Raw genomic sequence first — 24149 nt, 5'->3', positions numbered from 1 at the left:
ATGCAGTACCGCAGCACCGGCAGGTCAACGGACGCCCTTGTCCGCCCCGCCTTTTTCAAGTCAGGTATGGATAGTTCTCCCCTCCTCCCGGCCGCGGGCGCCAAGTCCCGGCACAGCATTTTTATCTACACGGAAGAACAGCGGGGCAACCAGCTGGTCGAATCCCTGGTCATCGGCATGCTGTCGGACATATCGGGTTCCGACAAACTTATCGTGGCGCAAGACCCGCATAGCGGCTTGAAGTTCATTTATCGCGTCGACCACGAAAGCAGCAACCTGGACGCCGCCGCGATCACCGAGCAAGAGCCGGAGTCATTCAACGGTAAAACCTCGGTGCAGATCAACGCCATGTCGTACCGATTGGGCTCGGCGGACAACGCCATGAAATTGCTGCGGGGCAAAACGCAGTGGATTCAGGACAAGGGCGCCGTGCTGTCCGTGCTGCTGCAGAACGCAGCGGCGCGCAAGACCCGCTTCGCCTCGGCGCGTATTGAACGTGACCGCATGCGCAAGGTGCCGCAAGGGGTGCCAGTGGAATACCTGCCTACATAAATCGGATGGAACCAGAGGGCTGAGTTTTATCCACAACTTCTGTGGATAAAACGCGTACGCCAGCGCGGTAAGAGGCCGTTCAGGCGATGCGCAACGGGCTGCGCAATTTTTGATCAGTCGCTGTTTGTGCGCGCCTTGGATCACATCCGTCTGGATTGCCGCGCCGCCGCAGTGCCGATGATGATATTCTCCGCAAGCATAACGATACGAAACGTATCAACCCCGTCTTCCCCCCGGAGGACACATTCGGCGTTGCACCCGCCCAAGCGGACCATCCTCCCACCAAGAAACCCAGCATGTCAGGAGCGAAAAGCGTGTTTGCACTTGGAGCGCTTTGCGTGCACACGCAAGCGGCGACGCCGTGACGATCATCGTCGTTGACGACCACGGAGACTGGCGCGACACCATCGCCGAATACATCCACGATCTGGGTCTGGACAAAGTCATTCTTACCGCGGGTTCGCTGGCGGAACTGGATCAGCTGCTGTTGAGCGTCACGCCCGGCATCCTGGTGCTTGACGCCATGCTGCCCGACGGCGATGCGCTGACGCGCGTGTCGCACTTGCGCACGACGTATCCGGCCATGGGCATCATCATGCTCACTGGCCGCTTGCTCAGCGAAGACAAGGTGTCGGGCCTGAGCCTGGGGGCCGACCACTACCTGACCAAGCCCGTCAACCTGAATGAATTGGGCGCAACGCTGGTGTCTTTGTCGCGCCGCTTGCGCGTCGTGCCTGCGACTGACGATGCGCAATCAGACACCTGGCGCTTTGACCCCGCACGGCGCATGCTGACGTCGCCGGGCCAAGTGTGCGTGGATATCACCGATACCGAAAGCCGCCTGATCGGCGCGCTGATCCAGGCCGCACCGCTGCCCTTGACCCGCGCGCGTCTTGTGGAAGCGCTGGGCGCCAGCGCCGACGCCTACGACACGCACCGCCTGGACGCGCACATGCACCGGCTGCGCCGCAAGCTGCGCGCGCTGGCGGGCGGCGACATCGGCATCCGCACGGTGTATGGCGTGGGCTATGTCTGCACAACGCCGGTGCAGATTGTTGGCAACCTCAAACCCTGATCCGCATTCCATGACGCTTCCCATCCGCCCCCGCCGATCCGTCCTTTACATGCCCGGCGCCAATGCACGGGCGCTGGACAAAGCCCGCAGCCTGGATGCCGATGCGCTGATTCTTGACCTGGAAGACGCTGTTGCGCCCGACGCCAAGTCGCAGGCCCGCGAACAAGTAGCCGCTGCCCTGCGCGCAGGCGGTTATGGACGCCGCGAATGCATCGTGCGCATCAACGCGCTGGACACACCCTGGGGCCACGACGACATCAACGCCATCGCCCAGGCCGGCGCGCACGCGGTGTTGCTGCCCAAGGTGCAATCCGCAGCGCAACTGGCGGCCTTGGCTGATGCGCTGAACGCCGCCGGCGCGCCGCCGGACTTGCCGCTCTGGGCCATGGCCGAAACGCCGTTGGGCTTTCTGCGCCTGGACGCGATTGCGGGCGGCCACGCGCGTCTGGCCGCCATTGTCGTCGGCACGTCAGACCTGGTGAAAGATCTGCACGCGCGCCACACGCCGGGCCGCGAAGAAACGCTGCTGGCGCGTTCACTGGCCGTGATGGCCGCGCGCGCGCATGGATTGGCCGTGTTGGATGGCGTGCATCTGGACTTGCAGGACGACCCGGGCCTGGAAGCCGCGTGCCGCCAAGGGCGCGACCAGGGCTTTGACGGCAAGACGCTGATCCATCCGAAGCAGATCGCCGCAGCCAATGCGGCATTCGCACCCACGGAAGACGAACTGGCCACGGCGCGCAAACGGCTGGACGCCTGGCGCGCCGCGCAAGCCGCGGGCTTGGGCGTTGCCGTCGTCGATGGCGCCTTGGTGGAAAACCTGCACGCGCAAGACGCCGAACGGGTGCTGGCGCTGGCCGCCGCCATCGCGGCGCAATAGCGCCGATGCGCGCGGCCCGGTACAATACCGCCCACGATCCGACGACGCGCTTATCCGGCGTCCCGTCCCTTCGCCTTTCGCGCCCGATAGCCCCAAGCACGTTCCCGGCATGGCGCGAACCCTCTCCGGTTCCCTTTTTTGCGCCGCGCCTTTGTGGCGGGAGCCTTGCCGCGCGGTTGCCGCGCCACCCCCTGCCCCAAGATTCATGATCCGCTTCCAACAAGTTTCACTCATGCGCGGCGTCAAGCCCTTGCTCGACAAGGTCGACCTGCTCTTGAACCCCGGTGACAAGATCGGCCTGATCGGCGCCAACGGCGCTGGCAAGTCCAGCCTGTTCGGCCTTTTGCGCGGCACGCTGCACGCCGACCAAGGCGATCTCGACTACCCGTCCAGCTGGCGCATGGCCTACGTTGCGCAGGAAACGCCCGCGCTTGACCGCCCCGCCATCGAATACGCGATTGACGGCGACGTCACGTTGCGCAAGCTGGAAGCGGAACTCGCCGCGCTGGAAGCCGAACCCGAAAGCGCCGAGAACGGCCTGCGCATGGGCGACATCTACGCCGCGCTGGCCGACGCCGACGCCTACACGGTGCACTCGCGCGCCGAACAGCTGCTGACCGGCCTGGGCTTCACGCAGGCGCAAATGCATTTGCCGCTGACGAGCTTTTCCGGCGGCTGGCGCATGCGCCTGAACCTGGCGCAAGCGCTGATGTGCCCGTCCGACCTGCTGCTGCTGGACGAGCCCACCAACCACTTGGACCTGGACGCCATCATCTGGCTGGAAGACTGGCTCAAGCGCTACCCGGGCACGCTCATCGTCATCTCGCACGATCGCGATTTCCTGGACGGCGTGGTCAACGTTATCGTCCACATCGACGAACGCAAGCTCAAGCGCTACTCGGGCAACTACTCGTCGTTCGAACGCCAACGCGCCGCCCAGCTGGAATTGGCGGCAGGCATGATGGAAAAGCAGATGCGCCAACGTTCGCACCTGCAATCGTTCATTGACCGCTTCAAGGCCCAGGCCAGCAAGGCGCGTCAGGCGCAAAGCCGCATCAAGGCCCTGGCCCGCATGGAAGAAGTGGCCCCGTTGCGCGCCGCCGCCGAATTCTCGTTCGAATTCCGCGAACCGCTGCGCGCGCCCAACCCGCTGCTGACGATGGACAAGGTCAGCGCGGGTTACCGCGTGGAAGACGAAGACACGCAAGCCGTGTCCGACAAGATCATCGTGTCGGGCATCAACTTCTCGTTGCAAGCGGGCCAGCGCATCGGGCTGCTGGGCATCAACGGCGCGGGCAAGTCCACGTTCATCAAGACCATCGCGGGCGATCTGGAATCGTTGGCGGGCGACACGCAATTCAACAAGGGCCTGTCGATTGGCTACTTCGCCCAGCACCAGGTTGAAATGCTGCGCCACGACGAATCGCCGTTGTGGCACATGATGAAGATCGCGCCGACCGTGCGCGAACAAGAGCTGCGCAATTTTCTGGGCAGTTTCAACTTCAACGGCAACATGGCCACGAGCTCCATCGCGCCGTTCTCTGGCGGCGAAAAGGCGCGCCTGGCGCTTGCGCTGATCGTGTGGCAGCGCCCCAACCTGCTGCTGCTGGACGAGCCCACCAACCACTTGGACCTGGAAACGCGCGAAGCCTTGACCACGGCGCTAGCGCAGTTCGAAGGCACGTTGATGCTGGTCTCGCACGATCGCCATCTGCTGCGCGCCACTACCGATGAGTTCATCATCGTGGCCGACGGCGTCGTCAAACCGTTCGATGGCGACCTTGACGACTACAAGGACTGGCTCTACAAAACCAAGCTGGCCGCCAAAGCCGCCTGATCGCGTTACAATCCCGCGAATTGCACGCAGCCGTCTTCACTAGACGTCTTGCCACGCAACCTTCAACCCCGTCCCGCTGTACGCGGGACGAGTTTTTTCAGCGCTCGTAGATGACGATCAAAGACCAACTATTTCTCGCCAGCCAGTATCTTGCGCCCCATCACCTGGTGTCGCGCTTCTTCGGATACGCCTCAGACTGCCGGGAACCCGCGGTCAAGAATTGGATGATCTCGCGCTTTGTCCGCAAGTACGGCGTGGACATGAGCCAGGCCTTGCAAGAAGACCCGTTGGCCTACGAGTGCTTCAATGACTTCTTCACGCGCGCGCTCAAAGACGACGCGCGCCCGCTGGACGACGAACCCGGTTCGGTGCTCTGTCCGGCAGACGGCGCCATCAGCCAGATGGGCGCCATCGAACAAGGCCGCATCTTCCAGGCCAAGGGCCACAGCTACGGCCTGGTGGACTTGCTGGGCGGCGACGCCGAACGCGCTGCGCCCTTCCAGGGTGGCGAATTCGCCACCATCTATCTATCGCCCAAGGACTATCACCGCGTCCACATGCCGGTAGCCGGCACGCTGCGCGAGATGGTGCATGTGCCGGGCCGCCTGTTCTCGGTGAACCCGCTGACCGCCCGTAACGTGCCGCGCCTGTTCGCGCGCAACGAACGCGTGGTCTGCATCTTCGACACGGAACATGGTCCCATGGCCGTTGTGCTCGTCGGCGCGATGATCGTCGCGTCCATCGAAACCGTCTGGGCGGGCTTGGTGACGCCGTTCAAGCGCCGTGTGAAATCCGTGCGCTATGACGCCGCCGCGCGTGCGCCGATCCATCTGGCCAAGGGTGCGGAAATGGGCCGCTTCAAGCTGGGCTCGACCGCCATCGTGCTGTTCGGGCCTGACAAAATCCGCTGGGCGGATACCCCATCGGTGACGGGCCCCGTGCGCATGGGCGAACTGCTGGCCTTGCCGAAGTTTGCGGAGTGAAACGCGCGGCGCATCTATGTGCCAAAAAGCGAACAAGGTTTTCCTTATTAATTCGCTTTCAGCGATAAAGCGGCGTTGCTAGATTACGGGCTTTTACCGGCCCGCCATGACATCCAACGCCCTGCCCGCCACCGCGCCCCTTGGCGCCACCGCTGCCCGGCCCTTGCCGCGCGCACTTGCCCGCATGTTGTCCCTGGACGATTTCGAAGCGGCCGCGCGCAAGCGCTTGCCGCGGCCCATCTTCGGCTACGTCGCAGGCGCCGCGGAAGACAATCAGTCGCTGCAAGACAACCGCCGCGCATTCACACAGTACGGCTTTGCGCCCCGGGTGCTGGTCGATGTGTCGCGCCGCACGACGCAAACGGAATTGTTCGGCCGGACCTACGCCGCGCCCTTCGGCATAGCGCCAATGGGCATCAGCGCCTTGTCGGCCTATCGCGGCGACGTGGTTCAGGCCCGAGCCGCCCGCGAAGCGAACATCCCGGCCATCCTTAGCGGCACCTCGCTCATCGCGCTGGAAGACGTGATTCAGGAAGCGCCCGGCACCTGGTTCCAGGCCTATCTGCCGGGCGACCCGGCGAAGATCGACGCGCTTGTCGAACGCGTCCGCCGCGCCGGCTACGAAACGCTGGTGCTGACGGTGGACATCCCCGTGTCGGCCAATCGCGAAAACAATGTGCGCACGGGCTTTTCCACGCCGCTCAAACCCAGCCTGCGGCTCGCGTGGGATGGCCTGACGCGGCCGCGCTGGCTGGCCGGCACCTTTCTGCGCACGCTGCTGGCGCATGGCATGCCGCACTTCGAGAACTCGTTCGCGACACGCGGCGCGCCCATCGTGTCGGCGTCGGTGCTGCGCGACTTCACTGCACGCGACCATCTCAGCTGGGAACACGTGGCGCGCATCCGCCGCCAATGGCCCGGCACGCTTGTCATCAAGGGCATCCTGCATCCCCACGATGCGGCGCTGGCTCGCCAGCATGGCGCGGACGGCATCATCGTGTCCAACCACGGCGGGCGCCAGCTGGATGGCGCGATATCGCCGCTGCGCGCGCTGCCTGCGGTGGTGGACGCGGCAGGCGGCATGACAGTGATGATGGATAGCGGCGTGCGCCGGGGCGGCGACGTGCTCAAGGCGCTGGCCTTGGGCGCCCGCTTTGTGTTCGTGGGCCGGCCCTTCAACTACGCGTCGGCGGTGGGCGGACAGGCGGGCGTTGCGCACGCCATCAATCTGCTGCGGGCCGAAGTGGACCGCAACATGGCGATGCTGGGCATCAACAGCGTCCGGGAGATGGACGCCAGCCTCCTATGGCGCGACGGCTTGCCTGGCGCATCCGGCCCATTGCCTTGAACCGGGGACGCTAGCCCGGCATAGAATGGCGTTTCCTTTGCTACGTGCGCGCCGGTTCACAAGGCCGGCGCGCCTTCCGCCCGCGCCGTGTCCCTACGCCAATCCTCGTTTTTTCTGCGCTTTCTGACGCTTGGGGCCTTGGCCCACGTCTATGTGGGCGCCCGCTTGATTCCCGACGCGCTCCTCAGCGGCGCAGGCGCTGCCGCCGCCATCCTGGCCTTGCTGCTGTCGTGCATTCTGATTCCGCTGGGCATGCTGGCGCGCTCATCGGTGAACCCGCCCTGGGGTGACCGCATTGCGTGGGTCGGGCTGATTGCGATGGGCCTGTTCTCGTCGTTCTTCGTATTGACGGTGGTGCGCGATGCCGTGCTGCTATTGACGTGGCTGGCGAATCTGCTGATACGCTCGGACCTGCCCTGGATGCAGATTCGCAGCATCAGCGCCTGGACGGTTGCCGCGCTGGCGCTGGCCAGCACGCTGATCGGCTTCTATAACGCGCGCCGGCTGGCGCGGGTGGTGGATGTGGATGTGCCTGTGGCCGGCCTGCCGCAAGACCTGGACGGCTTCACCATCGTGCAGATCAGCGATATTCACGTTGGCCCCACCATCAAGAAGCGCTATGTGCAGGCCATTGTCGATGCCGTGAACGCACAGTTGCCCGACGTGATCGCCATCACGGGCGATGTGGTCGATGGCAGCGTCGAGCATCTGTCCGAGCAGGCCAGTCCGTTGGGCGCCCTGCGCGCGCCTTACGGCGTGTACCTGGTCACCGGAAACCATGAATATTATTCAGGCGCGGCGGCCTGGGTCGCCGAGTTCCGCCGGATGGGCCTGCGCGTGCTGATGAATGAACACGCGGTGATTCATCCGTCGGGCTTGCCGGTGGTGGTGGCCGGCGTTACGGATTACAGCGCCGGCGCGTTCGACCCGCAGCAACGCAGCAACCCCAAAGCAGCACTGGCCGGCGCGCCCGCCGACGCCTGCGCGAAGATCCTGCTGGCGCATCAGCCGCGCAGCGCCGCCGCCGCGGAGCCCGTGGGCTATACCTTGCAGCTGTCTGGCCACACGCACGGCGGTCAGTTCTTTCCGTGGGGGTTCTTTGTGCGATTCCAGCAACCGTTCACGGCCGGCCTGCATCGCCTGGGCAAGATGTGGGTCTACACCAGCCGCGGCACCGGCTATTGGGGCCCGCCCAAGCGGCTGGGCGCGCCGTCCGAAATCACGCGCTTGCGCCTGCGCACGGCAAAAGGCCGCGCCTGAGGACGCGGCCCTACGCTTGCCCAAAACCCGCTATACCCGGCATACCCCCGCTACACCCGCTACACCCGCTACACCCGCTATAGCCGCTATAGCCGCTATACCCCCCACAGATCAGCTGGCGGTATCCGGCAGCGGGCCGCGTTCCAGGTAACTGGTCAGGGCGATATCGCTGGTGGTGTTGGTGATGCCGTCGATCTTATGAATGCGCGCCAGCAGCAGTTCCAACGCCTGGGTGTCGCGCACGCGCACCTTCAGCAGCATGGCGCTTTTGCCGGTGATGGTGTGGATCTCTTCCACCTCGGTCAGCTCGGCCAGGCCCAGCACTTGTTGCGTGATGCTCCAGTTATTGGTGTCCACATGCACAAACGCCAGCAAAGGCCGGCCAATGCGTGCGCCGTCGAGCTTGGCGGCAATGCCTTTGATCAGGCCGTCACGCTTCAATCGCTTGACCCGTTCGTGCACGGCCGGGGCGGACAAGTTCAGTAATTTGCCCAATTCGGCGTAGCTGGGCGTCGCGTCGTCCGCCAGCAGCGTTAATAGTTTTCGGTCGCGATCGTCTAGGTCTGCCATCGGAATCAGGTTCTGCCTTACGGCATTCGAACTTTTATGGAATAAGGATTTATTGGAGTTAACCCTTATTTTATTCCAATAAAATCCGGGCCATGCAGAATCGTAGCAAGCAAAATACCCGGGCGGCCTCGTCCGTACCCGCCCTGATGTTCGCCGTCAGCGTCGTCGGCTCCAATGGCTTGGCGCTCAGCCCGATCCTGGGCGATGTTGCGCGTTCCTTCTCGACGTCCCCGCTGACGATCAGCACGGCGATCTCCGCCTATGGCGCGGCCACCGCGGCCAGCGCGTTCTTCCTGGCCGGGCGTATCGATCGCATCGGCATCCGCCGGTCGCTGCTGGGCGCGATGGTGGCGCTGATTGCCGCCCTGCTCCTGTCCGCCGCCGCGCCGCACTGGATCGTGCTGACGCTGGCGCAAGCGCTGGCGGGCGCGGCAGCGGGCGTCATTCTTCCTGCGGCCTATGGGTCTGCGTCGCTGGTGGCGCCGCCTGGACTAGAAGCGCGCACGCTGGGGCGCGTGATCGCGGGCTGGTCGGTGTCGCTGGTGGTGGGCGTGCCGCTATCTGCGCTGATTTCCGACGCCGTGGGCTGGCGCGCTACCTACGGCGTGCTGGCCTTGTGCGCCACGATTGCCTTGCTGGGCCTGCGCACGCTGCCTGAGCGCCGCGCCGAAAACCCCGCGCCGTTGCGCTTGTCGCGCCTGCTCGCACCCTTGTCGTATCGCGATGTGCCGATTCTGCTGCTGGCCTGCCTGGCGTTCTCGTCGGCGTTCTACGGCGTGTATGCCTTTCTGGCGGATCACGTGCGCACGCTGCTGGCGCTGTCGGCCGGCCAAGTGGGGTTTATCGCTTTCGCCTATGGCGCGGGCTTCTTGCTGGCCGGTATCGCGGGCGCGCCCTTGATCGAACGCCTGGGGCCGCGCCGCGCCTTGCCGTTAGCGTTGGCGGCGATTGCGCTGGTCTATCTGGGCTTGTTGCCTGCCGCGCATTCGCTGGCGGCGGTGCTTGCTATCGCCACGCTCTGGGGCGCGGCGTCGCAACTGAGCCTGAACTTGTTGGTGCTGCTGCTCTCGCGCGCACGCCCCGAAGAACGCGGCGCGGTGCTGGGCCTGAACACCTGCACGACTTATCTGGGCGCCAGCATCGGCACGGCAGTGGCGGGCACGCTCTACACCCATGCCGGGTTTGAAACGCTGGGATTGTGCGCGTCGGCCGCCGTCGGTATTGCGGCGCTAAGCCTGCACTGGCGCTTGAACGGCCGCCGCGCCGCACGCAGCGAAGCGGCCGCCTGACGTGGCGCTTGGCCGCGCGCCTGATTGTGTGCCTGATTGTGTGCCTGATCTTGTGCCAAATCGGGCGCCTGATCGTGTGCCCGATTCGGCGCCTGATCTGGCGTTACCAGGGAAATGAAATCAGGTCGCCGTACAAACGCTTGAGCGTGCTCTTCACTTCCGGCGAGTTCTGGTAGATGGCAATGAACTTCAAGAGACGCGGGTCTTGCGCCTTGTCGGGCGTGGTCACCCAGCGGATGGCGTAGCGGCGAATGCTTTCCGGGTCGGTGTTGTCGAACGCCAGACCATCTTTTTCATTCAAGCCGGCCTGTTTGGCAAAGGTGGTGTAGGTCACCGATGCGGTCACGTCGTCAAACGTGCGCGCGGATTGGGACCCTTCGATCTGCACAAACTTCAGCTGCTTGGGGTTGGACACCACGTCCTGCAAGGTGGCTTGATGCGCCACTCCGGGCTTTAACTTGATCAGCCCGACAGATTCCAGCAGCAGCAAGGCGCGGCCCGTATTGACCGGGTCATTCGGCACGGCGATGGTGGCGCCGTCGGGCACCGTATCGCCCTTTTTCAGCTTCTTGGAAAACAGGCCGATCGTGGTGGAGTACCCATAGGCAATCGGCGTCAGGTTGGCGTTGCGGCGCTGGTTGAACAACTGCAAGAACGGCTCGTGCTGAAAGAAGTTGGCATCCACCGAGCCATCGGCCACCGCAATGTTGGGCAGCACCCAATCATTGAATTCCACGAGCTTCACGTCCAAGCCTTCTTTTTTGGCCTGGGCGATGGCCAGCTCGGTGGCTTCGTTCGCCACGCTGGGAATCACGCCGATGCGCAGGGGCTTGTCTTGCGCCAGCGCGGGCGCGCACGCGGCCACGCTCAAAGCCGCCACGGCGGCACCGCGCGTGAGTTTCAACAGCAAGGGGTGCAAAAACATGAAAGCCTTTCCGGAAAATAGGGAAACCGGGCGCCGCCCGGCATAGGCGCTATTGTGCAGCAGCTTGGCCGCCCCCTGGCCAATAGCCTTTGTCACGCAATGGCAATGCCATGGCGCAAGCGACAGCGCTAAGATGACCGCACCGATGTTGGCTGTCATTCGCCTCGGGAGGCCCCATGAACGACGTTCTGACCACCCTGCCCAGCTTGCGCTCCGCTGCTCGCCGCCGCGACCAGATCGAAGACCAGCTGGGCGCGCACAACTACCATCCCCTTGATGTCGTCATCGCGCGCGGCAATGGCGTCTGGGTTTACGACGTAGCAGGCCGCAAATACCTGGATTGCCTGTCAGCGTATTCCGCCGTCAACCAGGGGCACTGCCATCCGCGCATTCTGGCGGCCATGGTCGAGCAGGCGCAAAAGCTCACGTTGACCTCGCGCGCGTTTCGCCATGACCAGATGGCGCCGTTCTACGAAGACCTGGCGCGCTTGACCGGCGCGCACAAGATCCTGCCGATGAATAGCGGCGCGGAAGCCGTCGAAACCGCCATCAAGGCCGTACGCAAATGGGGCTACGAAGTGCGCGGCGTGCCGGAAAACCAGGCCGAAATCATCGTGTGCGCCAACAACTTCCATGGGCGCACGCTGGGCATCGTCGGCTTCTCGACCGACCCCGACGCCTACGGCCACTATGGCCCCTTCGCTCCGGGATTCAAGGTGGTGCCTTTTGGTGATTACGACGCCTTCAACGCCGCCATCACGCCCAACACGGTCGCCTTTCTGGTGGAACCGATTCAGGGCGAAGCGGGCGTGGTATTGCCGCCGCCAGGGTATTTCAATCGCGTGCGGCAGCGCTGCACCGAGCAAGGCATCACGCTGATCCTGGATGAAATCCAGACCGGCCTGGGCCGCACGGGCAAGCTGCTGGCCGAAGAACACGAAGGCATCGAAGCCGACGTTACCTTGATCGGCAAGGCGCTGTCGGGCGGCTTCTATCCGGTGTCGGCGGTGCTGTCCAATGCGGACGTGCTGGGCGTGTTCCAGCCGGGCCAGCATGGCAGCACGTTTGGCGGCAACCCCTTGGCGTGCGCGGTGGCCCGCGCCGCGCTACAGGTGCTGACCGACGAAGGCATGATCGACAACGCCGCGGCCATGGGCGCATATTTCCTGGAGCGCTTGCGCACCCTGCCCGGCCCGGTGCGCGACGTGCGCGGACGCGGGCTGATGCTGGCCGTGGAACTGGAGCCCGACGCGGGCGGCGCGCGCCGCTGGTGCGAACGCTTGCAGGCACGCGGCATGCTGGTCAAAGACACGCACGGGCACACGCTGCGCCTGTCGCCGCCGCTGATCGTGACGCGCGAACAGATCGACTGGGCGTGCGACCAATTGACCGCGGTACTATCCGCCTCTTGATGAACCCAACCGGAGTCCGCCCTTTGCAGAACACCGCCACCCTGCCCACCCACATCACCCTGATCGGCGCGCCTACGGATATCGGCGCGGGCGCGCGTGGCGCTTCGATGGGCCCGGAAGCCTTGCGCGTGGCCGACCTGGCCGCGGTGATCGAAGCCCAGGGTTTTGAGGTGACTGACCGCGGCAACCTGTACGGCCCCGCCAACCCGTGGTTGCCTCCCGTGGACGGCTATCGCCATCTGGAAGAAGTCACCGCCTGGAACCAGGCCGTGCACGACGCCGTCTACGCCGAACTGAGCCAGGGCCGCATGCCCATTCTGCTGGGCGGCGACCACTGCCTGGGCATCGGCTCCATCAGCGCCGTCGCGCGCCATTGCCGCGAGGCAGGCAAAAAACTGCGCGTGCTGTGGCTGGACGCGCACGCCGACTTCAATACCAACGCGCTCACGCCCACCGGCAATATCCATGGCATGCCGGTGGCGTGCCTGTGCGGCTATGGGCCGGCACAGATCACCGGCATGTCGGGCCACACGCCCGACATCGAGCCCGGCTGGGTGCGCCAGATCGGCATCCGCAGCGTGGACCAGGGCGAAAAGCGGCTGGTGCATGAAGCGGGGCTGGAAGTGTTCGACATGCGCTATCTGGATGAAATGGGCATGCGCGCCACCATGGAATCGGCACTGGCCGGCCTGGACGCCGACACGCATCTGCACGTGAGTTTTGACGTGGATTTCCTGGACCCCGACATCGCGCCGGGCGTGGGCACCACCGTGCCGGGCGGCCCGACCTACCGCGAGGCGCAGCTCTGCATGGAGATGATTGCCGACACGGGCCTGATGCGTTCATTGGATGTGGTGGAGCTGAACCCCGCCTTCGATGTGCGCAACAAGACGGCCGAGCTGGCGGTGGATTTGATCGAAAGCCTGTTCGGCAAGTCCACGCTGATGCGGCGCGGCAGTTGATGCGCCGTTGATCCCCCCTTAGGCCGGCGCATGCGCCGGCCTGATTCGCTACCCTTCCCGCGTGCGCCGGACGGCCTCTGCCGCCGCCTGTAAATGTTGCAGGTTCGGTTCGCGCTGCGCCCAGACGCGCGGTGTCGGGCCGGCCATGCAGAGCGCATACCACTCACCCCCCAGATCCAGCGCAACGGCCAAGCCGGTCAAATCTTCCACGCTCTCGCCCACGTTCGCGGCCCAGCCCTGCGCCTGCACCCGCTCCACCTCCGCACAAAGGGCGTCGCGCGTGACGAGCGTGCGTTCCGTATAGCGCCGGAAATCGGCGGCTGCCAAAACGCCATCGCGCTCCGTTGGGTTCATGCGCGCCAAGATTGCTTTGGCCACCGCGCTCGTATGCAAAGGCCGCCGTTCACCCGGGCGCGCCGCGTAATGCACAGGCTGCGTGGATTCCACGACGTCCAGAAACACCACCGCGCCATCCTGGATCTTGCCCAGCATGACGGTTTCATTGGCGGCGTCGCGCAAGGCCAGCAGATGCGGCCGGACCTGTTCCAGCCAGGGGTCACCCGTTTGTATCAACGCGCTCAGCGCGTGCAATCGCGCCGTGGGGTAGTAGCCCCCGCGGCGGCGCACTTCATACAGATACCCGCGCGCGACCAGCGTGCGCACCAGCGCCAGGCAGCTGGACATCGGCGCGCCCAAGCCTTGGGCCAATTCGGTCAGCGGCAGCGGCCGGCGGGCCTGCGCAAACAGCTCGATCACATCCAGCGTGCGGGCAACAAGTTTCACTTCCATGGTGGCGACCCCTGTTCGGATTTACCTGAGCGAAATGCCTGAATCTGCTAGGTAATCCACTATGTTGACTTTTCATATGGGCGAACCTAAATTCTTGCACAGGAATTTTTATTCACCAATAAGAAATAAATTTCAGCCGGCTGGAGAACCGGCGCCCCCGCCAGCAGTCTCGCGTCATCACCAAAAAACTCAAACATTCGGCCCGGATGGGGCTGAGGAGACAGAAAGATGCGTATCAAACCCCTGTTGGCGGCGTTGGCCGCCGCGACGGCTGCGTGCGGCCCGCTCGCCATCACGCCGGCCCATGCCCAATCGGACGTTGTCCGCCTGGGCGTGTCCAATGACCGCTCGGGCATTTATTCGGACCTGGGTGGCTTGGGTTCAGAAATGTCGGTACGCATGGCCGTCGAAGATTTCGGCGGCAAGGTGGCGGGCAAGACGGTGGAAGTCATTGGCGCCGATAACCAGAACAAGGCCGACGTGGCTTCGGCCTTGGTGCGGCGCTGGTTCGACACGCAGGGCTTGGTGGCGGTGGTGGACGGCGGGGCCAGCTCGGCCGGCCTGGCGGCCCAGGGCGTGGCCAAGGAAAAAGGCGGCACGGCGCTGATCAGCGGCGGCTTTGCCGGCGACTTCAGCGGCAAGCAATGCAGCAATCTCAGCACGCAATGGGCGCCTGACACCTATGCGCTGGCCAACGCAGTGGTGAAAAGCGTGGTGGAAAGCGGCGGCAAGTCCTGGTACTTCATCACCACCGACTACGTCTTCGGAAAATCCCTGGAAAGCAATGCCACCCGCTTTGTGCAGAACGCGGGCGGCAAGGTCGTGGGCAGCACCCGCCATCCGCTGGGCGCGATGGATTTCGCGTCGTTCCTGGTGCAGGCGCAATCGTCCAAGGCCGACGTCGTGGGGCTGGCCAGCGCCGGCGGCGACCTGGTCAACCTGATCAAGCAGGCGCAGGAATTCGGGCTGACGGGCGGCAAGCAGCGCATGCTGACTTTCCTGACCTTCATCAACGATGTGCAGGCGATGGGCCTGCCCGTGGCGCAAGGCCTGACGTTTCCCACCGGTTTTTACTGGGACGCCGATGAAGACACCCGCGCCTGGACGCAGCGCTGGCAGAAGAAGATGGGCGTGACGCGTCCGCCGTCAATCGTGCAGGCGCTGAGCTACGTGGCCACCACGCATTATCTGCAAGCCGCGCAGGCGGCCGGCACCTTCGAGGCCGCCGCCGTCAATCAGAAGATGCGCGAGTTGCCCATCACCACCAAACTCATCAAGAATGCCCGTATCCGTCCTGAAGACGGGCGCGTCATCATGGACTTGTATCTGGTCGAAGTGAAAAAAACCGCCGAATCGAAATACCCGGGTGACTTCTATCGCATCCTGTCCACGGTGCCGGGCGACCAGGTGTTCGTGTCGCTGGCTGACAGCGAATGCCCCCTCATCAAAAAGTGAATCGTCAGCGCTTCGCCCCAGGTGTAGGCTGAGGCCCCGGACATAAAAAAACCCAAGGAGACTTTCCCATGAAGTGTTATTGCGTCGTCAACTTCCGCGAACCCTTGCAGGAAATGGAGCAGCCTACGCCTACGCCGCAGGGCACGCAGGTGCTGCTCAAGGTTCGCGCGGCGGGCGTGTGCCACAGCGATATCCACTTGTGGGAAGGCGGCTACGACCTGGGCCAGGGCCGCACCCTGGCCCTGAAAGATCGCGGCGTGTCGCTGCCCTTGACGATGGGCCATGAAACCGTCGGCAGCGTGGTGGCGGCCGGGCCCGACGCGCAAGGGCTGTCGAACGACCGTAACTACCTGGTCTACCCGTGGATTGGCTGCGGCAAATGCGCGCCGTGTCTGGCTGGCATGGAAAACCATTGCAGCGCCCCCGCCTGCCTGGGCGTGCACCGCGCGGGCGGCTACGCCGACCACATCGTCGTGCCGCACCCGAAATACCTGATCGACATCGGCGACCTGGAACCCGCGCAGATTGCGCCGTACGCGTGTTCGGGCCTGACGACCTACTCCGCACTGAAGAAGATCGGCGCGGACGTCTACCGCGAACACCCGGTGGTGATCTTCGGCGCCGGCGGCCTGGGCCTGATGAGCCTGACGCTGATCAAGGCGCTGGGCGGCGCAGGCGCCATCGTGGTCGACATCGACCCCGCCAAGCGGCAGGCCGCCCTGGAAGCCGGTGCGCTGGCCGCGATTGACGGCGCCGCGCCCGATGCCGCGCAGCAGATCATCAAGGCGGCGGGCGGCAAACCGCTGCAAGCCGCGATCGATCTCGTCGGCGCGCCCGCCACCACGTCGCTTGCGTTCGACTTCCTGACCAAGGGCGGCAAGCTGATTATTGTGGGCTTGTTCGGCGGCGCGTCGTCGTGGCCGATCGCGTTGATCCCGATGAAGGCCATGTCCATCATCGGCAGCTATGTCGGCAACCTGACCGAACTGCAAGAGCTGATGGAGCTGGTGCGCGCAGGAAAAGTGCCGCCGATGCCGGTGCACCGTCACGCGCTGGCAGAGGCCGACAGCGTGCTGGCGTCGTTGCGCGCAGGCAAAGTGGTGGGACGCGCGGTGCTGACGACGGACTAAGCGGCGGCATCGCCTATTCGGTCGGTGGCGAAGCGGGGCCGGACGGCTGCCCGGACGGCTGCCCAGACGGCTGCCCAAACGGCTGCCCAAACGGCTGCCAGGACGGCTGCCCGGATTGCCGTCCCGGGCGGCATGCTCAAATCCGACGTCGGAACAACGGGCCGAAACGCAACAAAGGGGAGCCAGGCGCTCCCCTTTTTGCTTGTTATCGCGCTGTTTTTATCCCGGCCGCAGCCTGGGATCGTAAATAAAACGTTCGCGACGCACGACCACAATCTGCTCAGCATCGGGATGACCCGGATTGATCAGCACATTGCAATCGGGCACTCCCCGGTAGCCGACGATGGCGCTGGGCAACTCCAACAACGCCGACACCCCGGATTCCACCCAGTTGTCGCCTACCGCCTGCGACGCCTCGGCAAACGGCACCGCCTCCCAGAACGGAAAGTCTCGCTGCAACTGGTCGACAGTCAGCACCTGCCGGGCCTCATACACCGGGCGCGGCACGGCCACTTCGATCAGATAGCGGTTGGCCTGTTCGGAGGCGCGCACGGCGAAATGCACCACGGTTTCCAATACCGCCAGCGCCACGCTTGACGACGTGTACACCACCGCCGTGCCGGGGCTGTTGTAGCGCCCGCCCACCGCCGCCGCGCCCGCGCCGCTCAAGTCATCGGCGCGGTAGGTGCCGGCGGTGGTGCCGATACGCCATAAGGAAACGTAGTCGTTCATCGGGCGGCACGCATGCGTCGTGGCTCCTGCATCGGATCTGATCGCGGCGCGATCACGCGTAGACGCCGGCCGCCGCGCGGGCCAGGGTGTCTTCAACGATGCGGCTGCTGGCATCGGAGGTCAGCAATGACAAGGGCTTGACGTTGCCCAATGCCGGCACGGGCGTGTTCAGCCACAGCACGGCCTCTTCGTCGCTGCCCAACACTTGCCGCGCCACCCGCGCCACACGGGCGACGCGCGCCAGGCGGTCGGATTCGCCCAACGGCAGCATCTGGCCTTCACGCGTCCAACGCGACAACGAGGCCGCCTTGACTTCGGTGATCGCCATGATTTCGGATTTGGGCACTTGCAGGAAGTCAGCCGCGTCGTCCACCATTTGCGCGGGCAGCCCTCGCCGCACATCGCGGGCCATGTCGCTCAGCGGGCTGTCCACCAGCTCCTGAAAGAGTTGCTTGGCCCGGGCCGCAGTCACACGGCGCGGCGGCCGCTTGGACGATGCGTCACGTTTTTCGGCGGTTTTGCCGGTGATGGCGATGCTCATGGCGTGCTCCCGTAGCGTCACTTCCGGCCTGTAGCCAGAGGCGCGTATTTTCCAAACAGAATTTATGATATCCCATTTGGAATGCGCTAAACAAGGCGCGGTCTGCCGGGCATGCACCGAATTTGGGCATATCATAGGCGGCGTTACACACGATCACTTTTAAGGACTGGCAATGACAGACCGGCAGCTCACGATACTCGCAGCGTTGAATCTTATGGTGGCGGTCGGCGCTGGCGCCTTTGGCGCGCACGGCTTGAAGCGCATGCTGACTCCCGAATTGTTGTCCGTCTGGCAAACCGGCGTCTTGTATCACCTGATCCACGCGCTAGGCTTGTTCGTGATTGCGCTGCTGGGCGCCCGTTTCGGCTCGCCGCTGCTATCCGCCGCCGGCTTCGTCATGTTCATGGGCATCGTGCTGTTCTCGGGCAGCCTGTATGTGCTGTCACTGACCGGCATCCATTGGCTGGGTGCGGTTACGCCCATTGGCGGAACGGCGTTCCTGGCTGCGTGGGCGATGGTGGCCCTGGCCGCCTACCGCGCGCAGGGCTAACCCTCTGGGCTGATCCGCGCGGCCACCGCAAGCCCCCCTTGCACACGCTGGCTGCGCCCTTCTCTTTCCCCACGGCGGCAGGAACCGCCGCCTTTGCAGGTTTCCGATGTCTTCCTCGACTGTATTACCCGCCGCCCGGGACCATTCCGCCGCCGCAGGCATTGCCTGCGTGGTGGGCGGCATCTTCTTTCTGACGCTCAGCGACGCCAACGCCAAGTGGCTGGGTGAACATTACAACCCGCTCCAGATCCTGTTTCTGCGCGCCTTGATCGCAATGCCCTTCGTGACCGCGCTGGCCTTGTGGCTGGGTGGCCGGCGCGTGCTGCGCACAACGCACCCGGGCCTGCATCTGACGCGCGGCGCCATCAACGTCGTGTCAGCCTGTTGCTTCTATCTGGGCTTGCGTGCGCTGCCGCTGGCCGAAGCCACCGCCATCGCCTTTGCCGCGCCGCTGTTCGTGACGGCGCTGTCTGTGCTGATCCTGAAAGAGCGCGTGGACGGCAAGCGCTGGCTGGCCGTGCTGGCCGGCTTTGCGGGCGTGCTGATTGTGGTGCGGCCCGGGTCCGCCACGTTCCAGGCGGCCACCCTGTACCCGCTGACAACCGCGCTGCTGTATGCCGTGATGATGATCACCGCGCGCGGCATCAACCGCGGCGAAGGCATGCTGACGACCACGTTCTATATCGTGCTGGGGCAGTTGGTGTGCAGCGCGGTCGCCTTGCCGTGGGTATGGCAAACGCCCGCCATGGCGCATCTGCCCTACTTCTTCGGCATTGCGCTGTTCAGCACATTGGGCCTGGCGCTGATCACGCAGGGTTTTCGGATTGGCCCGGCGTCCGTCGTCGCGCCCTTCGATTACACCGGGCTGATCTGGGCCACGATTCTGGGCTGGATCTTCTGGCGTGAAGCGCCAGATGCCTTTGCGTACCTGGGCGCGTTGTTCATCGCGGGCAGCGGCGTGTACATCGCGGTGCGTGAAGCGCGAGGCAAAGGCAAGCGCCGCGTCAAGGCGTAAACGCGCTGGCGGCGCATGCAATGGCGGCAGGTTGCCGCTAGTCGTCGCCGCTATTCAGTAGGCGGCGGAAAATTCCTTCGCAGTACCCGCGCCACGTTGGGCTCCAGCGCAGCCTCGCGCGCCACCGCCGTCAAGGCCGGGCATTCCGCGGCAAACCACGCCTGGCCGGGGCGCCAGTGCGTCATCACCGTCACATACAGGTCCAACGCCGAAAAGCGCTTACCCAGCATGTGCGGCGTGCCCGCCTGCCGTTCCAGTTCCTGCCATAAGTCGGCTCGCCTGGAATGCACGCGCTCGCGCAGTAACTCGGCCGCCGCGCCTTCCGTCGTCCATTGCGGCGGGTTATCGCCATACGTGAACGTCGGGTAGATCGCCCCCACCAGCCGCAGCAGCAGGTTCAAGAAATGCGCGCGCTCAGGCTTGTCCGCCGCGGGCGCCAAGCCCGCCTGCGGGGCCACGTCATGTAAATGCAGAATCATGGCCGCGCTTTCAGTCATGACTTCGCCATCCGGCGTAATCAGCGTGGGCACCTGCCCCAGCGGATTCAGATGCAGCAAGCGGTCGCGCTCAGGGCCGGGCTTTAAATACGGCACGTCCGTCAGCGTATGCGGCACATTGGCCAGCACCAGCGCCATTTCAACGATGGCCGAGCCGCAGCCCAGAGATCCGATCAGCTCATAGGTCTTCATCGCTTACCCCCCTGATTCGGCCGGCGCCACCCGCAGCAATTGTCCAGGCGATGCGTCGGTCAACACATACACGTACCCGTCCGGCCCTTGCCGCACGTCGCGTATCCGGCTCTTGCGGTCCACCAGCAACCACTCCTGCCCCACCACACGGTTGCCGTCCAGCGTCAGGCGGATCAGGTTCTGATTGGCCAGTGCGCCAATGAACACCGATTTCTGCCAGGCCGGAAACCGATCCGCGTTGTAGAAAGCCATGCCGCTGATGGCGGGCGACTTCGCCCACCAGAACAGCGGTTGCTCGGTGCCAGGCGCGGTTTCGCCCTTGGCTTCAGGAATGGGCTGGCCGGAATAGTTGATGCCGTAGGTGGCCAGCGGCCAGCCATAGTTCTTGCCCGGCTGGATCAGATTGATCTCATCGCCGCCGCGCGGGCCGTGCTCGTTTTCCCACAAGTCGCCCGACCACGGGTTCAGCGCCATGCCTTGCGGATTGCGGTGCCCATACGACCAGATCTCGGGCCGGGCGCCTGCCTTGCCCACGAAAGGATTGTCCGGCGGCACCGAGCCATCTACCTTCAGCCGCACCACCTTGCCTTGCAGCTTGTCCAGGTCTTGCGCCGTGGGACGCTGGTTGTTTTCGCCCAGCGAGATGAACAGATAGCCCTTGCCGTCGAACACCAGGCGCGATCCGAAGTGCAGCCCGGAAGACAGCTTGGGTTCCTGGCGGAACAACACCTTGAAGTCTTGCAGGCCGGTCGCGTCATCCGACAAGCGTCCCCGGCCGACCACCGTGCCGCTTTTATCACCATCCGATTCCGCGTAAGACAGATAAACGTAGCGATCCGTCGCGAAGTCGGGCGACAGCGCCACGTCCAGCAATCCGCCCTGCCCCGACGCCGCCACCTTGGGCACGCCCGTCAGCGGCTTGGACAAGCCGCCTGGCGTGCGCAGCAAGCGCAACTTACCGGGCCGTTCAGTGATCAATACGCCACCATCGGGCAGAAACGCCATCGCCCAAGGATGATCCAATCCGCCCACCACGGCCGTGACGCGCGCGGCGACCGACGGCGGTTCCTGCGCGGCGCGCGCAGGCGCGGCGGCATATAACGCACCCGCCACCATCAGCATCGAGGAAACAAAAAGGGGAATCGCGCGCGGGCTCGCGGCGGTGCGTGACTGCATGGACATCTCCGGCGGCAACGGGGTTGAATGCGGGCAGGGACGGCAGAACAAATGGCGCAAGATGTGACGCGTCCGTGACGCGAAACGCACCGTCGGTGGCGTACCATAACGCCCAAGGACGGGTGCCTCCCGTTCTTCCTTTCAGGAGACTCCATCAGATGAAACTGTACTACATGCCCGGCGCGTGCTCGCTCGCTTCCCACATCGTTCTGGAGTGGGTTGGCAAGCCCTACGAGACGCATCAGCTTAGCCGCGAAGCCCTCAAGGGTCCTGAATTTTTGAAGGTGAATCCGCTGGGCGCCGTGCCGGCACTCACCGACGACGGCTGGACCGTCACGCAAAACGCCGCCATCCTGGAATACATCGCCGAACAAGCGCCGCAGAGCAAACTGCTGGGCGACGGCTCCGCCCGCTCGCGCGCGGAAGTGCGCCGCTGGCTGGGCTTCATCAATTCCGACATCCACAAAACCTTCTCGATGATCTTCGGCGCTGGCCGATTCGTGACTGACGAAGGCGCGCAGAAGGAACTGGCCGGTTCGGCCTCCAAGCTGCTGACCAAGCTGTTCTCGCAACTGGACGCCCAACTGGCCGGCAAGCCGTATCTGGCGGGTGATGCGCCGTCGATCGCGGACGCTTACCTGTACGTGGTGCTGCGCTGGGCGCACGCCAAGGAAGTGGATCTGTCGGGCCAAGAGAACCTGGCCGCATTCTTCAAGCGCATGGAAGCCGACAAGGCGGTGCAGGCGGCGTTGAAGGCGGAAGGGCTGTAAGCGCGCCTGCACGCGCTTTTATGCCCCCGGTGCTAAAGCCCCAGTTGCTTAAGCCCCAGGCGCTTTAAGCCCCACCTGCTTTAACCCCAACGCGGGACCGCGCCGGCCTTATGTTGCCGGCGCTCTCGCAAGCCTCAATGGTCTTCGGGCACGTCGTCTGACACCCCCCACCCCGCCCCTTCCAGCGTCTTCTTCACCGCCGCCAAAAACCGCCGTGCTAGCAAAGGCGGCGCGCTCAGGTTGGAATGCGTGGCCCAGACTTCGACGCTGGCGTGAGGCGCGATGGGCCGCAGCACCATGTGCGCGGCCTGATCGGGCGTGACGCACCACGCGTCCACCAGCGCCGGGCCCAAGCCCTGCTGCACAAACGCGCACGCCGTCACGGGCGAATGCACTTCGATGGCCGCCGCACACAGCGGGCCGCCGCCAAAGAACGTCGTCAGCGCCCGGCCCAATGGCGTATCGCGCGGATAGCCGATCCACGCCGCCGATGAGAAATCCTCGGGATGCACCACGTCGTGGCTCGCCAGCGGATGGGTCACCGGCAGCACACAGACCACCGGCACCCGCGCCAGCCGGACCGACGTCAGGTTGGGATGATCGGGCGGCTGCATCGATATGCCGATATCCGCCTGGCCCGACAAAAAATACGCCGCCAGTTCATCGAACGTGACGCTGCGGTAATCGACACGCGCATCCGCATTGCGGCCTCGGAAGCGCTCAAGCGCCATCGGAATCAGCCGCTGCCCATAACTGGCGCTGGCCACAACCTTCAGCATGCCCGCGCCCGATTGCCCCAGGCTTGCCGCCAGATCGTTCACGCGCTGGATGCCGCCATACACCTGCTCCACTTCCGCATACAGCCGCCGCGCCTCCGCCGTGGGTGACAAGCGGCTCTTCACGCGTTCAAACAGCCGATAGCCCAAGCGGCTTTCCGTCAGCGCCAGCACGCGGCTGACCGCGGGCTGCGAGACGTGCAACATGCGCCCGGCGCCACTGATCGAGCCGGACATCATGATGGCCCGGAACACTTCAATCTGGCGCAGGTTCAACGGCCGCCCCGCGCTTGGCGCCACCTCGTCCGCATAGGCGTCCGCATCCATTTTTTTCCCCTTGTATCGATAACGCCGGATTATAGGAGTGCCACATTTTTCGATGATGCAGCGCGGCATGGCGGGTGTAATCTGCGCCCCTTAACACAACAAAACAAGGGGAATACCACCATGCAACGCACATTGTTCCGCACGCTTTCCGCGCTGGCCGTCAGCGCCGCGCTGATCGGCGCCGCCTCGGCCGCGGGCGCCTACCCGGACAAGCCCATCACCTTCGTGGTGCCGTCGGCGGCCGGCGGTTCGCCCGACGTGCTGTCGCGCCTGATCACCACGCAACTGGCCAAGGATACCGGCGCCACGATGGTGGTTGAAAACCGTCCGGGCGCAGCCGGCAACATCGGTATCGCGCTGGTCAAGCGCGCCGCCCCCGATGGCTACACCGTGGGCTACGGCAACATCAACACGCTGGCCGTGAACCGTTCGCTGTTCAAGCGCCTGCCTTACGACGTGGACCAGGACCTGACGCCGGTCGCGCACATGTTCGACCTGTACAACGCGCTGATCGTGCCCGCAGACTCGCCCGTCAAGAGCGTGCAAGACCTGATCGACCGCGCCCGCCAGCAGCCCGGCCGCCTGTCGTACGGCGCATCCGGCGTCGGCACCACCGGCCACATGGGCGGCGAGCTCTTCAAGAGCATGGCGAAAGTGGACGTCATGTTCATCCCCTATAACGGTGGCCCCGCCGCTATCCAGGATTTGCTTGGCGGCCGCCTGGACTACCTGTTCGTTAACACGTCCGAAGCCACGCCTTTGGTCAAGAGCGGCAAGGTGCGCGCCATTGGCGTCAGCAGCCTGAAGCGCTTGGCGCTGATGCCTGACGTGCCGACGCTAGACGAGTCCGGCCTGAAGGGCTACGAAACGGTGGCTTGGGGTGGCGTCGTCGCCCCCAAGGGCACGCCGGCCGATGTGGTGGCCAAGCTGAACGCGGCTATTCAGAAAGCCTTGCAAGCGCCGGAAGTGCGCACGGGCCTGGCCACGCTGGGCGCCGAACCCGCCACCGGCTCGCCGGAGGAATTCAAGCAGCTGATCGATCGTGAAACCGCCAAGTGGCAGAAGATCATCGAAACCGCCGGCATCGAAAAACTGGACTAAGCAGC

Annotated in this window: 24 protein-coding genes; 16 read left to right on the top strand and 8 right to left on the bottom strand. The window is 64.7% G+C overall.

What is annotated here, in order from left to right; all coding sequences use genetic code 11:
* Positions 1 to 66 precede the first annotated feature (66 nt).
* From ACFZAI_RS16155 to ACFZAI_RS16125, 7 genes are all read left to right on the top strand, one after another.
* On the top strand, positions 67 to 552 hold the full coding sequence (locus ACFZAI_RS16155) for a hypothetical protein (protein WP_391567824.1): 486 nt from the start codon (positions 67 to 69) through the stop codon (positions 550 to 552).
* Positions 553 to 913: 361 nt separating this feature from the next.
* A complete protein-coding gene (locus ACFZAI_RS16150) occupies positions 914 to 1627 on the top strand; it encodes a response regulator transcription factor (RefSeq protein WP_391567873.1) in 714 nt (237 codons plus the stop codon).
* A 10-nt stretch (positions 1628 to 1637) separates the two neighbouring features.
* Positions 1638 to 2507: an HpcH/HpaI aldolase/citrate lyase family protein gene (locus tag ACFZAI_RS16145; RefSeq protein WP_391567823.1), complete on the top strand. Its 870-nt coding sequence runs from the start codon at positions 1638 to 1640 to the stop codon at positions 2505 to 2507.
* Positions 2508 to 2712: 205 nt separating this feature from the next.
* Positions 2713 to 4344 carry an ATP-binding cassette domain-containing protein gene (locus ACFZAI_RS16140; protein ID WP_082386955.1) on the top strand — a complete coding sequence of 544 codons (1632 nt, stop codon included), beginning with the start codon at positions 2713 to 2715 and terminating at the stop codon, positions 4342 to 4344.
* A gap of 110 nt (positions 4345 to 4454) precedes the next feature.
* Positions 4455 to 5327, top strand: a complete 873-nt coding sequence (asd, locus tag ACFZAI_RS16135) for an archaetidylserine decarboxylase (RefSeq protein ID WP_391567822.1) — start codon at positions 4455 to 4457, stop codon at positions 5325 to 5327.
* 106 nt (positions 5328 to 5433) lie between these two features.
* Positions 5434 to 6675, top strand: a complete 1242-nt coding sequence (locus ACFZAI_RS16130; protein WP_391567821.1) for an alpha-hydroxy acid oxidase — start codon at positions 5434 to 5436, stop codon at positions 6673 to 6675.
* Positions 6676 to 6762: 87 nt separating this feature from the next.
* On the top strand, positions 6763 to 7935 hold the full coding sequence (locus tag ACFZAI_RS16125; RefSeq protein WP_391567820.1) for a metallophosphoesterase: 1173 nt from the start codon (positions 6763 to 6765) through the stop codon (positions 7933 to 7935).
* Between the two features lie 111 nt (positions 7936 to 8046).
* Here the strand turns inward: ACFZAI_RS16125 and ACFZAI_RS16120 are convergent, their stop codons facing one another.
* Positions 8047 to 8505: an Lrp/AsnC family transcriptional regulator gene (locus ACFZAI_RS16120; RefSeq protein WP_391567819.1), complete on the bottom strand. Its 459-nt coding sequence runs from the start codon at positions 8503 to 8505 to the stop codon at positions 8047 to 8049.
* A gap of 92 nt (positions 8506 to 8597) precedes the next feature.
* Here ACFZAI_RS16120 and ACFZAI_RS16115 point away from each other — a divergent pair, with 92 nt between their 5' ends.
* Positions 8598 to 9794 carry an MFS transporter gene (locus ACFZAI_RS16115; protein ID WP_391567818.1) on the top strand — a complete coding sequence of 399 codons (1197 nt, stop codon included), beginning with the start codon at positions 8598 to 8600 and terminating at the stop codon, positions 9792 to 9794.
* A gap of 103 nt (positions 9795 to 9897) precedes the next feature.
* Here the strand turns inward: ACFZAI_RS16115 and ACFZAI_RS16110 are convergent, their stop codons facing one another.
* Positions 9898 to 10719, bottom strand: a complete 822-nt coding sequence (locus ACFZAI_RS16110; RefSeq protein WP_156336423.1) for a MetQ/NlpA family ABC transporter substrate-binding protein — start codon at positions 10717 to 10719, stop codon at positions 9898 to 9900.
* A 176-nt stretch (positions 10720 to 10895) separates the two neighbouring features.
* Here ACFZAI_RS16110 and rocD point away from each other — a divergent pair, with 176 nt between their 5' ends.
* Complete coding sequence (gene rocD, locus ACFZAI_RS16105) at positions 10896 to 12131, top strand: ornithine--oxo-acid transaminase (protein WP_391567817.1); 1236 nt, start codon at positions 10896 to 10898, stop codon at positions 12129 to 12131.
* Positions 12131 to 13093 (top strand): arginase, encoded by a 963-nt coding sequence (gene rocF, locus ACFZAI_RS16100; RefSeq protein ID WP_391567816.1) that lies wholly within the window; start codon positions 12131 to 12133, stop codon positions 13091 to 13093. The genes rocD and rocF overlap by 1 nt, the downstream gene beginning before the upstream one ends.
* Before the next feature lie 48 nt (positions 13094 to 13141).
* Here rocF and ACFZAI_RS16095 read toward each other — a convergent pair whose 3' ends face one another.
* Complete coding sequence (locus tag ACFZAI_RS16095; RefSeq protein WP_391567815.1) at positions 13142 to 13882, bottom strand: IclR family transcriptional regulator; 741 nt, start codon at positions 13880 to 13882, stop codon at positions 13142 to 13144.
* Positions 13883 to 14110: 228 nt separating this feature from the next.
* On the opposite strand from ACFZAI_RS16095, the gene ACFZAI_RS16090 reads away from it, so the two are divergent.
* Both ACFZAI_RS16090 and ACFZAI_RS16085 read left to right on the top strand, forming a co-directional pair.
* Positions 14111 to 15337, top strand: coding sequence for an ABC transporter substrate-binding protein (locus ACFZAI_RS16090; protein WP_391567814.1), 1227 nt, complete (start codon positions 14111 to 14113; stop codon positions 15335 to 15337).
* Between the two features lie 68 nt (positions 15338 to 15405).
* A complete protein-coding gene (locus ACFZAI_RS16085) occupies positions 15406 to 16467 on the top strand; it encodes an alcohol dehydrogenase (RefSeq protein ID WP_391567813.1) in 1062 nt (353 codons plus the stop codon).
* 219 nt (positions 16468 to 16686) lie between these two features.
* Here the strand turns inward: ACFZAI_RS16085 and ACFZAI_RS16080 are convergent, their stop codons facing one another.
* Both ACFZAI_RS16080 and ACFZAI_RS16075 read right to left on the bottom strand, forming a co-directional pair.
* Positions 16687 to 17199: an RES family NAD+ phosphorylase gene (locus ACFZAI_RS16080; RefSeq protein ID WP_391567812.1), complete on the bottom strand. Its 513-nt coding sequence runs from the start codon at positions 17197 to 17199 to the stop codon at positions 16687 to 16689.
* A 52-nt stretch (positions 17200 to 17251) separates the two neighbouring features.
* Positions 17252 to 17740 carry an antitoxin Xre/MbcA/ParS toxin-binding domain-containing protein gene (locus ACFZAI_RS16075; RefSeq protein WP_391567811.1) on the bottom strand — a complete coding sequence of 163 codons (489 nt, stop codon included), beginning with the start codon at positions 17738 to 17740 and terminating at the stop codon, positions 17252 to 17254.
* A 172-nt stretch (positions 17741 to 17912) separates the two neighbouring features.
* Between ACFZAI_RS16075 and ACFZAI_RS16070 the strand changes: the two genes are divergently transcribed.
* Positions 17913 to 18290 (top strand): DUF423 domain-containing protein, encoded by a 378-nt coding sequence (locus ACFZAI_RS16070; protein WP_054422008.1) that lies wholly within the window; start codon positions 17913 to 17915, stop codon positions 18288 to 18290.
* A gap of 106 nt (positions 18291 to 18396) precedes the next feature.
* A complete protein-coding gene (locus tag ACFZAI_RS16065) occupies positions 18397 to 19305 on the top strand; it encodes a DMT family transporter (protein ID WP_391567810.1) in 909 nt (302 codons plus the stop codon).
* A gap of 50 nt (positions 19306 to 19355) precedes the next feature.
* Here the strand turns inward: ACFZAI_RS16065 and ACFZAI_RS16060 are convergent, their stop codons facing one another.
* The gene (locus ACFZAI_RS16060) at positions 19356 to 19994 is read right to left on the bottom strand and encodes a glutathione S-transferase family protein (RefSeq protein ID WP_391567809.1); all 639 of its coding nucleotides are present in this window, start codon (positions 19992 to 19994) and stop codon (positions 19356 to 19358) included.
* Positions 19995 to 19997: 3 nt separating this feature from the next.
* Positions 19998 to 21116, bottom strand: a complete 1119-nt coding sequence (locus tag ACFZAI_RS16055) for a PQQ-dependent sugar dehydrogenase (RefSeq protein WP_391567871.1) — start codon at positions 21114 to 21116, stop codon at positions 19998 to 20000.
* Positions 21117 to 21328: 212 nt separating this feature from the next.
* Here ACFZAI_RS16055 and ACFZAI_RS16050 point away from each other — a divergent pair, with 212 nt between their 5' ends.
* Positions 21329 to 21940 carry a glutathione S-transferase family protein gene (locus tag ACFZAI_RS16050; RefSeq protein ID WP_391567808.1) on the top strand — a complete coding sequence of 204 codons (612 nt, stop codon included), beginning with the start codon at positions 21329 to 21331 and terminating at the stop codon, positions 21938 to 21940.
* A 134-nt stretch (positions 21941 to 22074) separates the two neighbouring features.
* Here ACFZAI_RS16050 and ACFZAI_RS16045 read toward each other — a convergent pair whose 3' ends face one another.
* Positions 22075 to 23043 (bottom strand): LysR family transcriptional regulator, encoded by a 969-nt coding sequence (locus tag ACFZAI_RS16045; RefSeq protein WP_391567807.1) that lies wholly within the window; start codon positions 23041 to 23043, stop codon positions 22075 to 22077.
* A 120-nt stretch (positions 23044 to 23163) separates the two neighbouring features.
* Here ACFZAI_RS16045 and ACFZAI_RS16040 point away from each other — a divergent pair, with 120 nt between their 5' ends.
* Positions 23164 to 24144, top strand: coding sequence for a Bug family tripartite tricarboxylate transporter substrate binding protein (locus tag ACFZAI_RS16040; protein ID WP_391567806.1), 981 nt, complete (start codon positions 23164 to 23166; stop codon positions 24142 to 24144).
* The last annotated feature ends 5 nt before the right edge of the window (positions 24145 to 24149 follow it).

Source organism: Achromobacter sp. NPDC008082, from assembly GCF_042957345.1.
Classification (GTDB): domain Bacteria; phylum Pseudomonadota; class Gammaproteobacteria; order Burkholderiales; family Burkholderiaceae_B; genus Achromobacter; species Achromobacter kerstersii_A.
Note: the sequence above shows the minus strand (reverse complement) of the source record. Positions and strands in the feature narration are given on the sequence as shown.

Coding starts and splice junctions, on each gene's coding strand:
- ACFZAI_RS16055 (WP_391567871.1), bottom strand. CDS start 21,116: ATGCTGATGGTGGCGGGTGCGTTATATGCCGCCGCGCCTGCGCGCGCC.
- ACFZAI_RS16095 (WP_391567815.1), bottom strand. CDS start 13,882: ATGGAAGTGAAACTTGTTGCCCGCACGCTGGATGTGATCGAGCTGTTT.
- ACFZAI_RS16115 (WP_391567818.1), top strand. CDS start 8,598: ATGCAGAATCGTAGCAAGCAAAATACCCGGGCGGCCTCGTCCGTACCC.
- rocD (WP_391567817.1), top strand. CDS start 10,896: ATGAACGACGTTCTGACCACCCTGCCCAGCTTGCGCTCCGCTGCTCGC.
- ACFZAI_RS16130 (WP_391567821.1), top strand. CDS start 5,434: ATGACATCCAACGCCCTGCCCGCCACCGCGCCCCTTGGCGCCACCGCT.
- ACFZAI_RS16045 (WP_391567807.1), bottom strand. CDS start 23,043: ATGGATGCGGACGCCTATGCGGACGAGGTGGCGCCAAGCGCGGGGCGG.
- ACFZAI_RS16155 (WP_391567824.1), top strand. CDS start 67: ATGGATAGTTCTCCCCTCCTCCCGGCCGCGGGCGCCAAGTCCCGGCAC.
- asd (WP_391567822.1), top strand. CDS start 4,455: ATGACGATCAAAGACCAACTATTTCTCGCCAGCCAGTATCTTGCGCCC.
- ACFZAI_RS16090 (WP_391567814.1), top strand. CDS start 14,111: ATGCGTATCAAACCCCTGTTGGCGGCGTTGGCCGCCGCGACGGCTGCG.
- ACFZAI_RS16060 (WP_391567809.1), bottom strand. CDS start 19,994: ATGAAGACCTATGAGCTGATCGGATCTCTGGGCTGCGGCTCGGCCATC.
- ACFZAI_RS16085 (WP_391567813.1), top strand. CDS start 15,406: ATGAAGTGTTATTGCGTCGTCAACTTCCGCGAACCCTTGCAGGAAATG.
- ACFZAI_RS16075 (WP_391567811.1), bottom strand. CDS start 17,740: ATGAGCATCGCCATCACCGGCAAAACCGCCGAAAAACGTGACGCATCG.
- ACFZAI_RS16070 (WP_054422008.1), top strand. CDS start 17,913: ATGACAGACCGGCAGCTCACGATACTCGCAGCGTTGAATCTTATGGTG.
- ACFZAI_RS16120 (WP_391567819.1), bottom strand. CDS start 8,505: ATGGCAGACCTAGACGATCGCGACCGAAAACTATTAACGCTGCTGGCG.
- ACFZAI_RS16065 (WP_391567810.1), top strand. CDS start 18,397: ATGTCTTCCTCGACTGTATTACCCGCCGCCCGGGACCATTCCGCCGCC.
- ACFZAI_RS16050 (WP_391567808.1), top strand. CDS start 21,329: ATGAAACTGTACTACATGCCCGGCGCGTGCTCGCTCGCTTCCCACATC.
- ACFZAI_RS16140 (WP_082386955.1), top strand. CDS start 2,713: ATGATCCGCTTCCAACAAGTTTCACTCATGCGCGGCGTCAAGCCCTTG.
- ACFZAI_RS16080 (WP_391567812.1), bottom strand. CDS start 17,199: ATGAACGACTACGTTTCCTTATGGCGTATCGGCACCACCGCCGGCACC.
- rocF (WP_391567816.1), top strand. CDS start 12,131: ATGAACCCAACCGGAGTCCGCCCTTTGCAGAACACCGCCACCCTGCCC.
- ACFZAI_RS16110 (WP_156336423.1), bottom strand. CDS start 10,719: ATGTTTTTGCACCCCTTGCTGTTGAAACTCACGCGCGGTGCCGCCGTG.
- ACFZAI_RS16040 (WP_391567806.1), top strand. CDS start 23,164: ATGCAACGCACATTGTTCCGCACGCTTTCCGCGCTGGCCGTCAGCGCC.
- ACFZAI_RS16145 (WP_391567823.1), top strand. CDS start 1,638: ATGACGCTTCCCATCCGCCCCCGCCGATCCGTCCTTTACATGCCCGGC.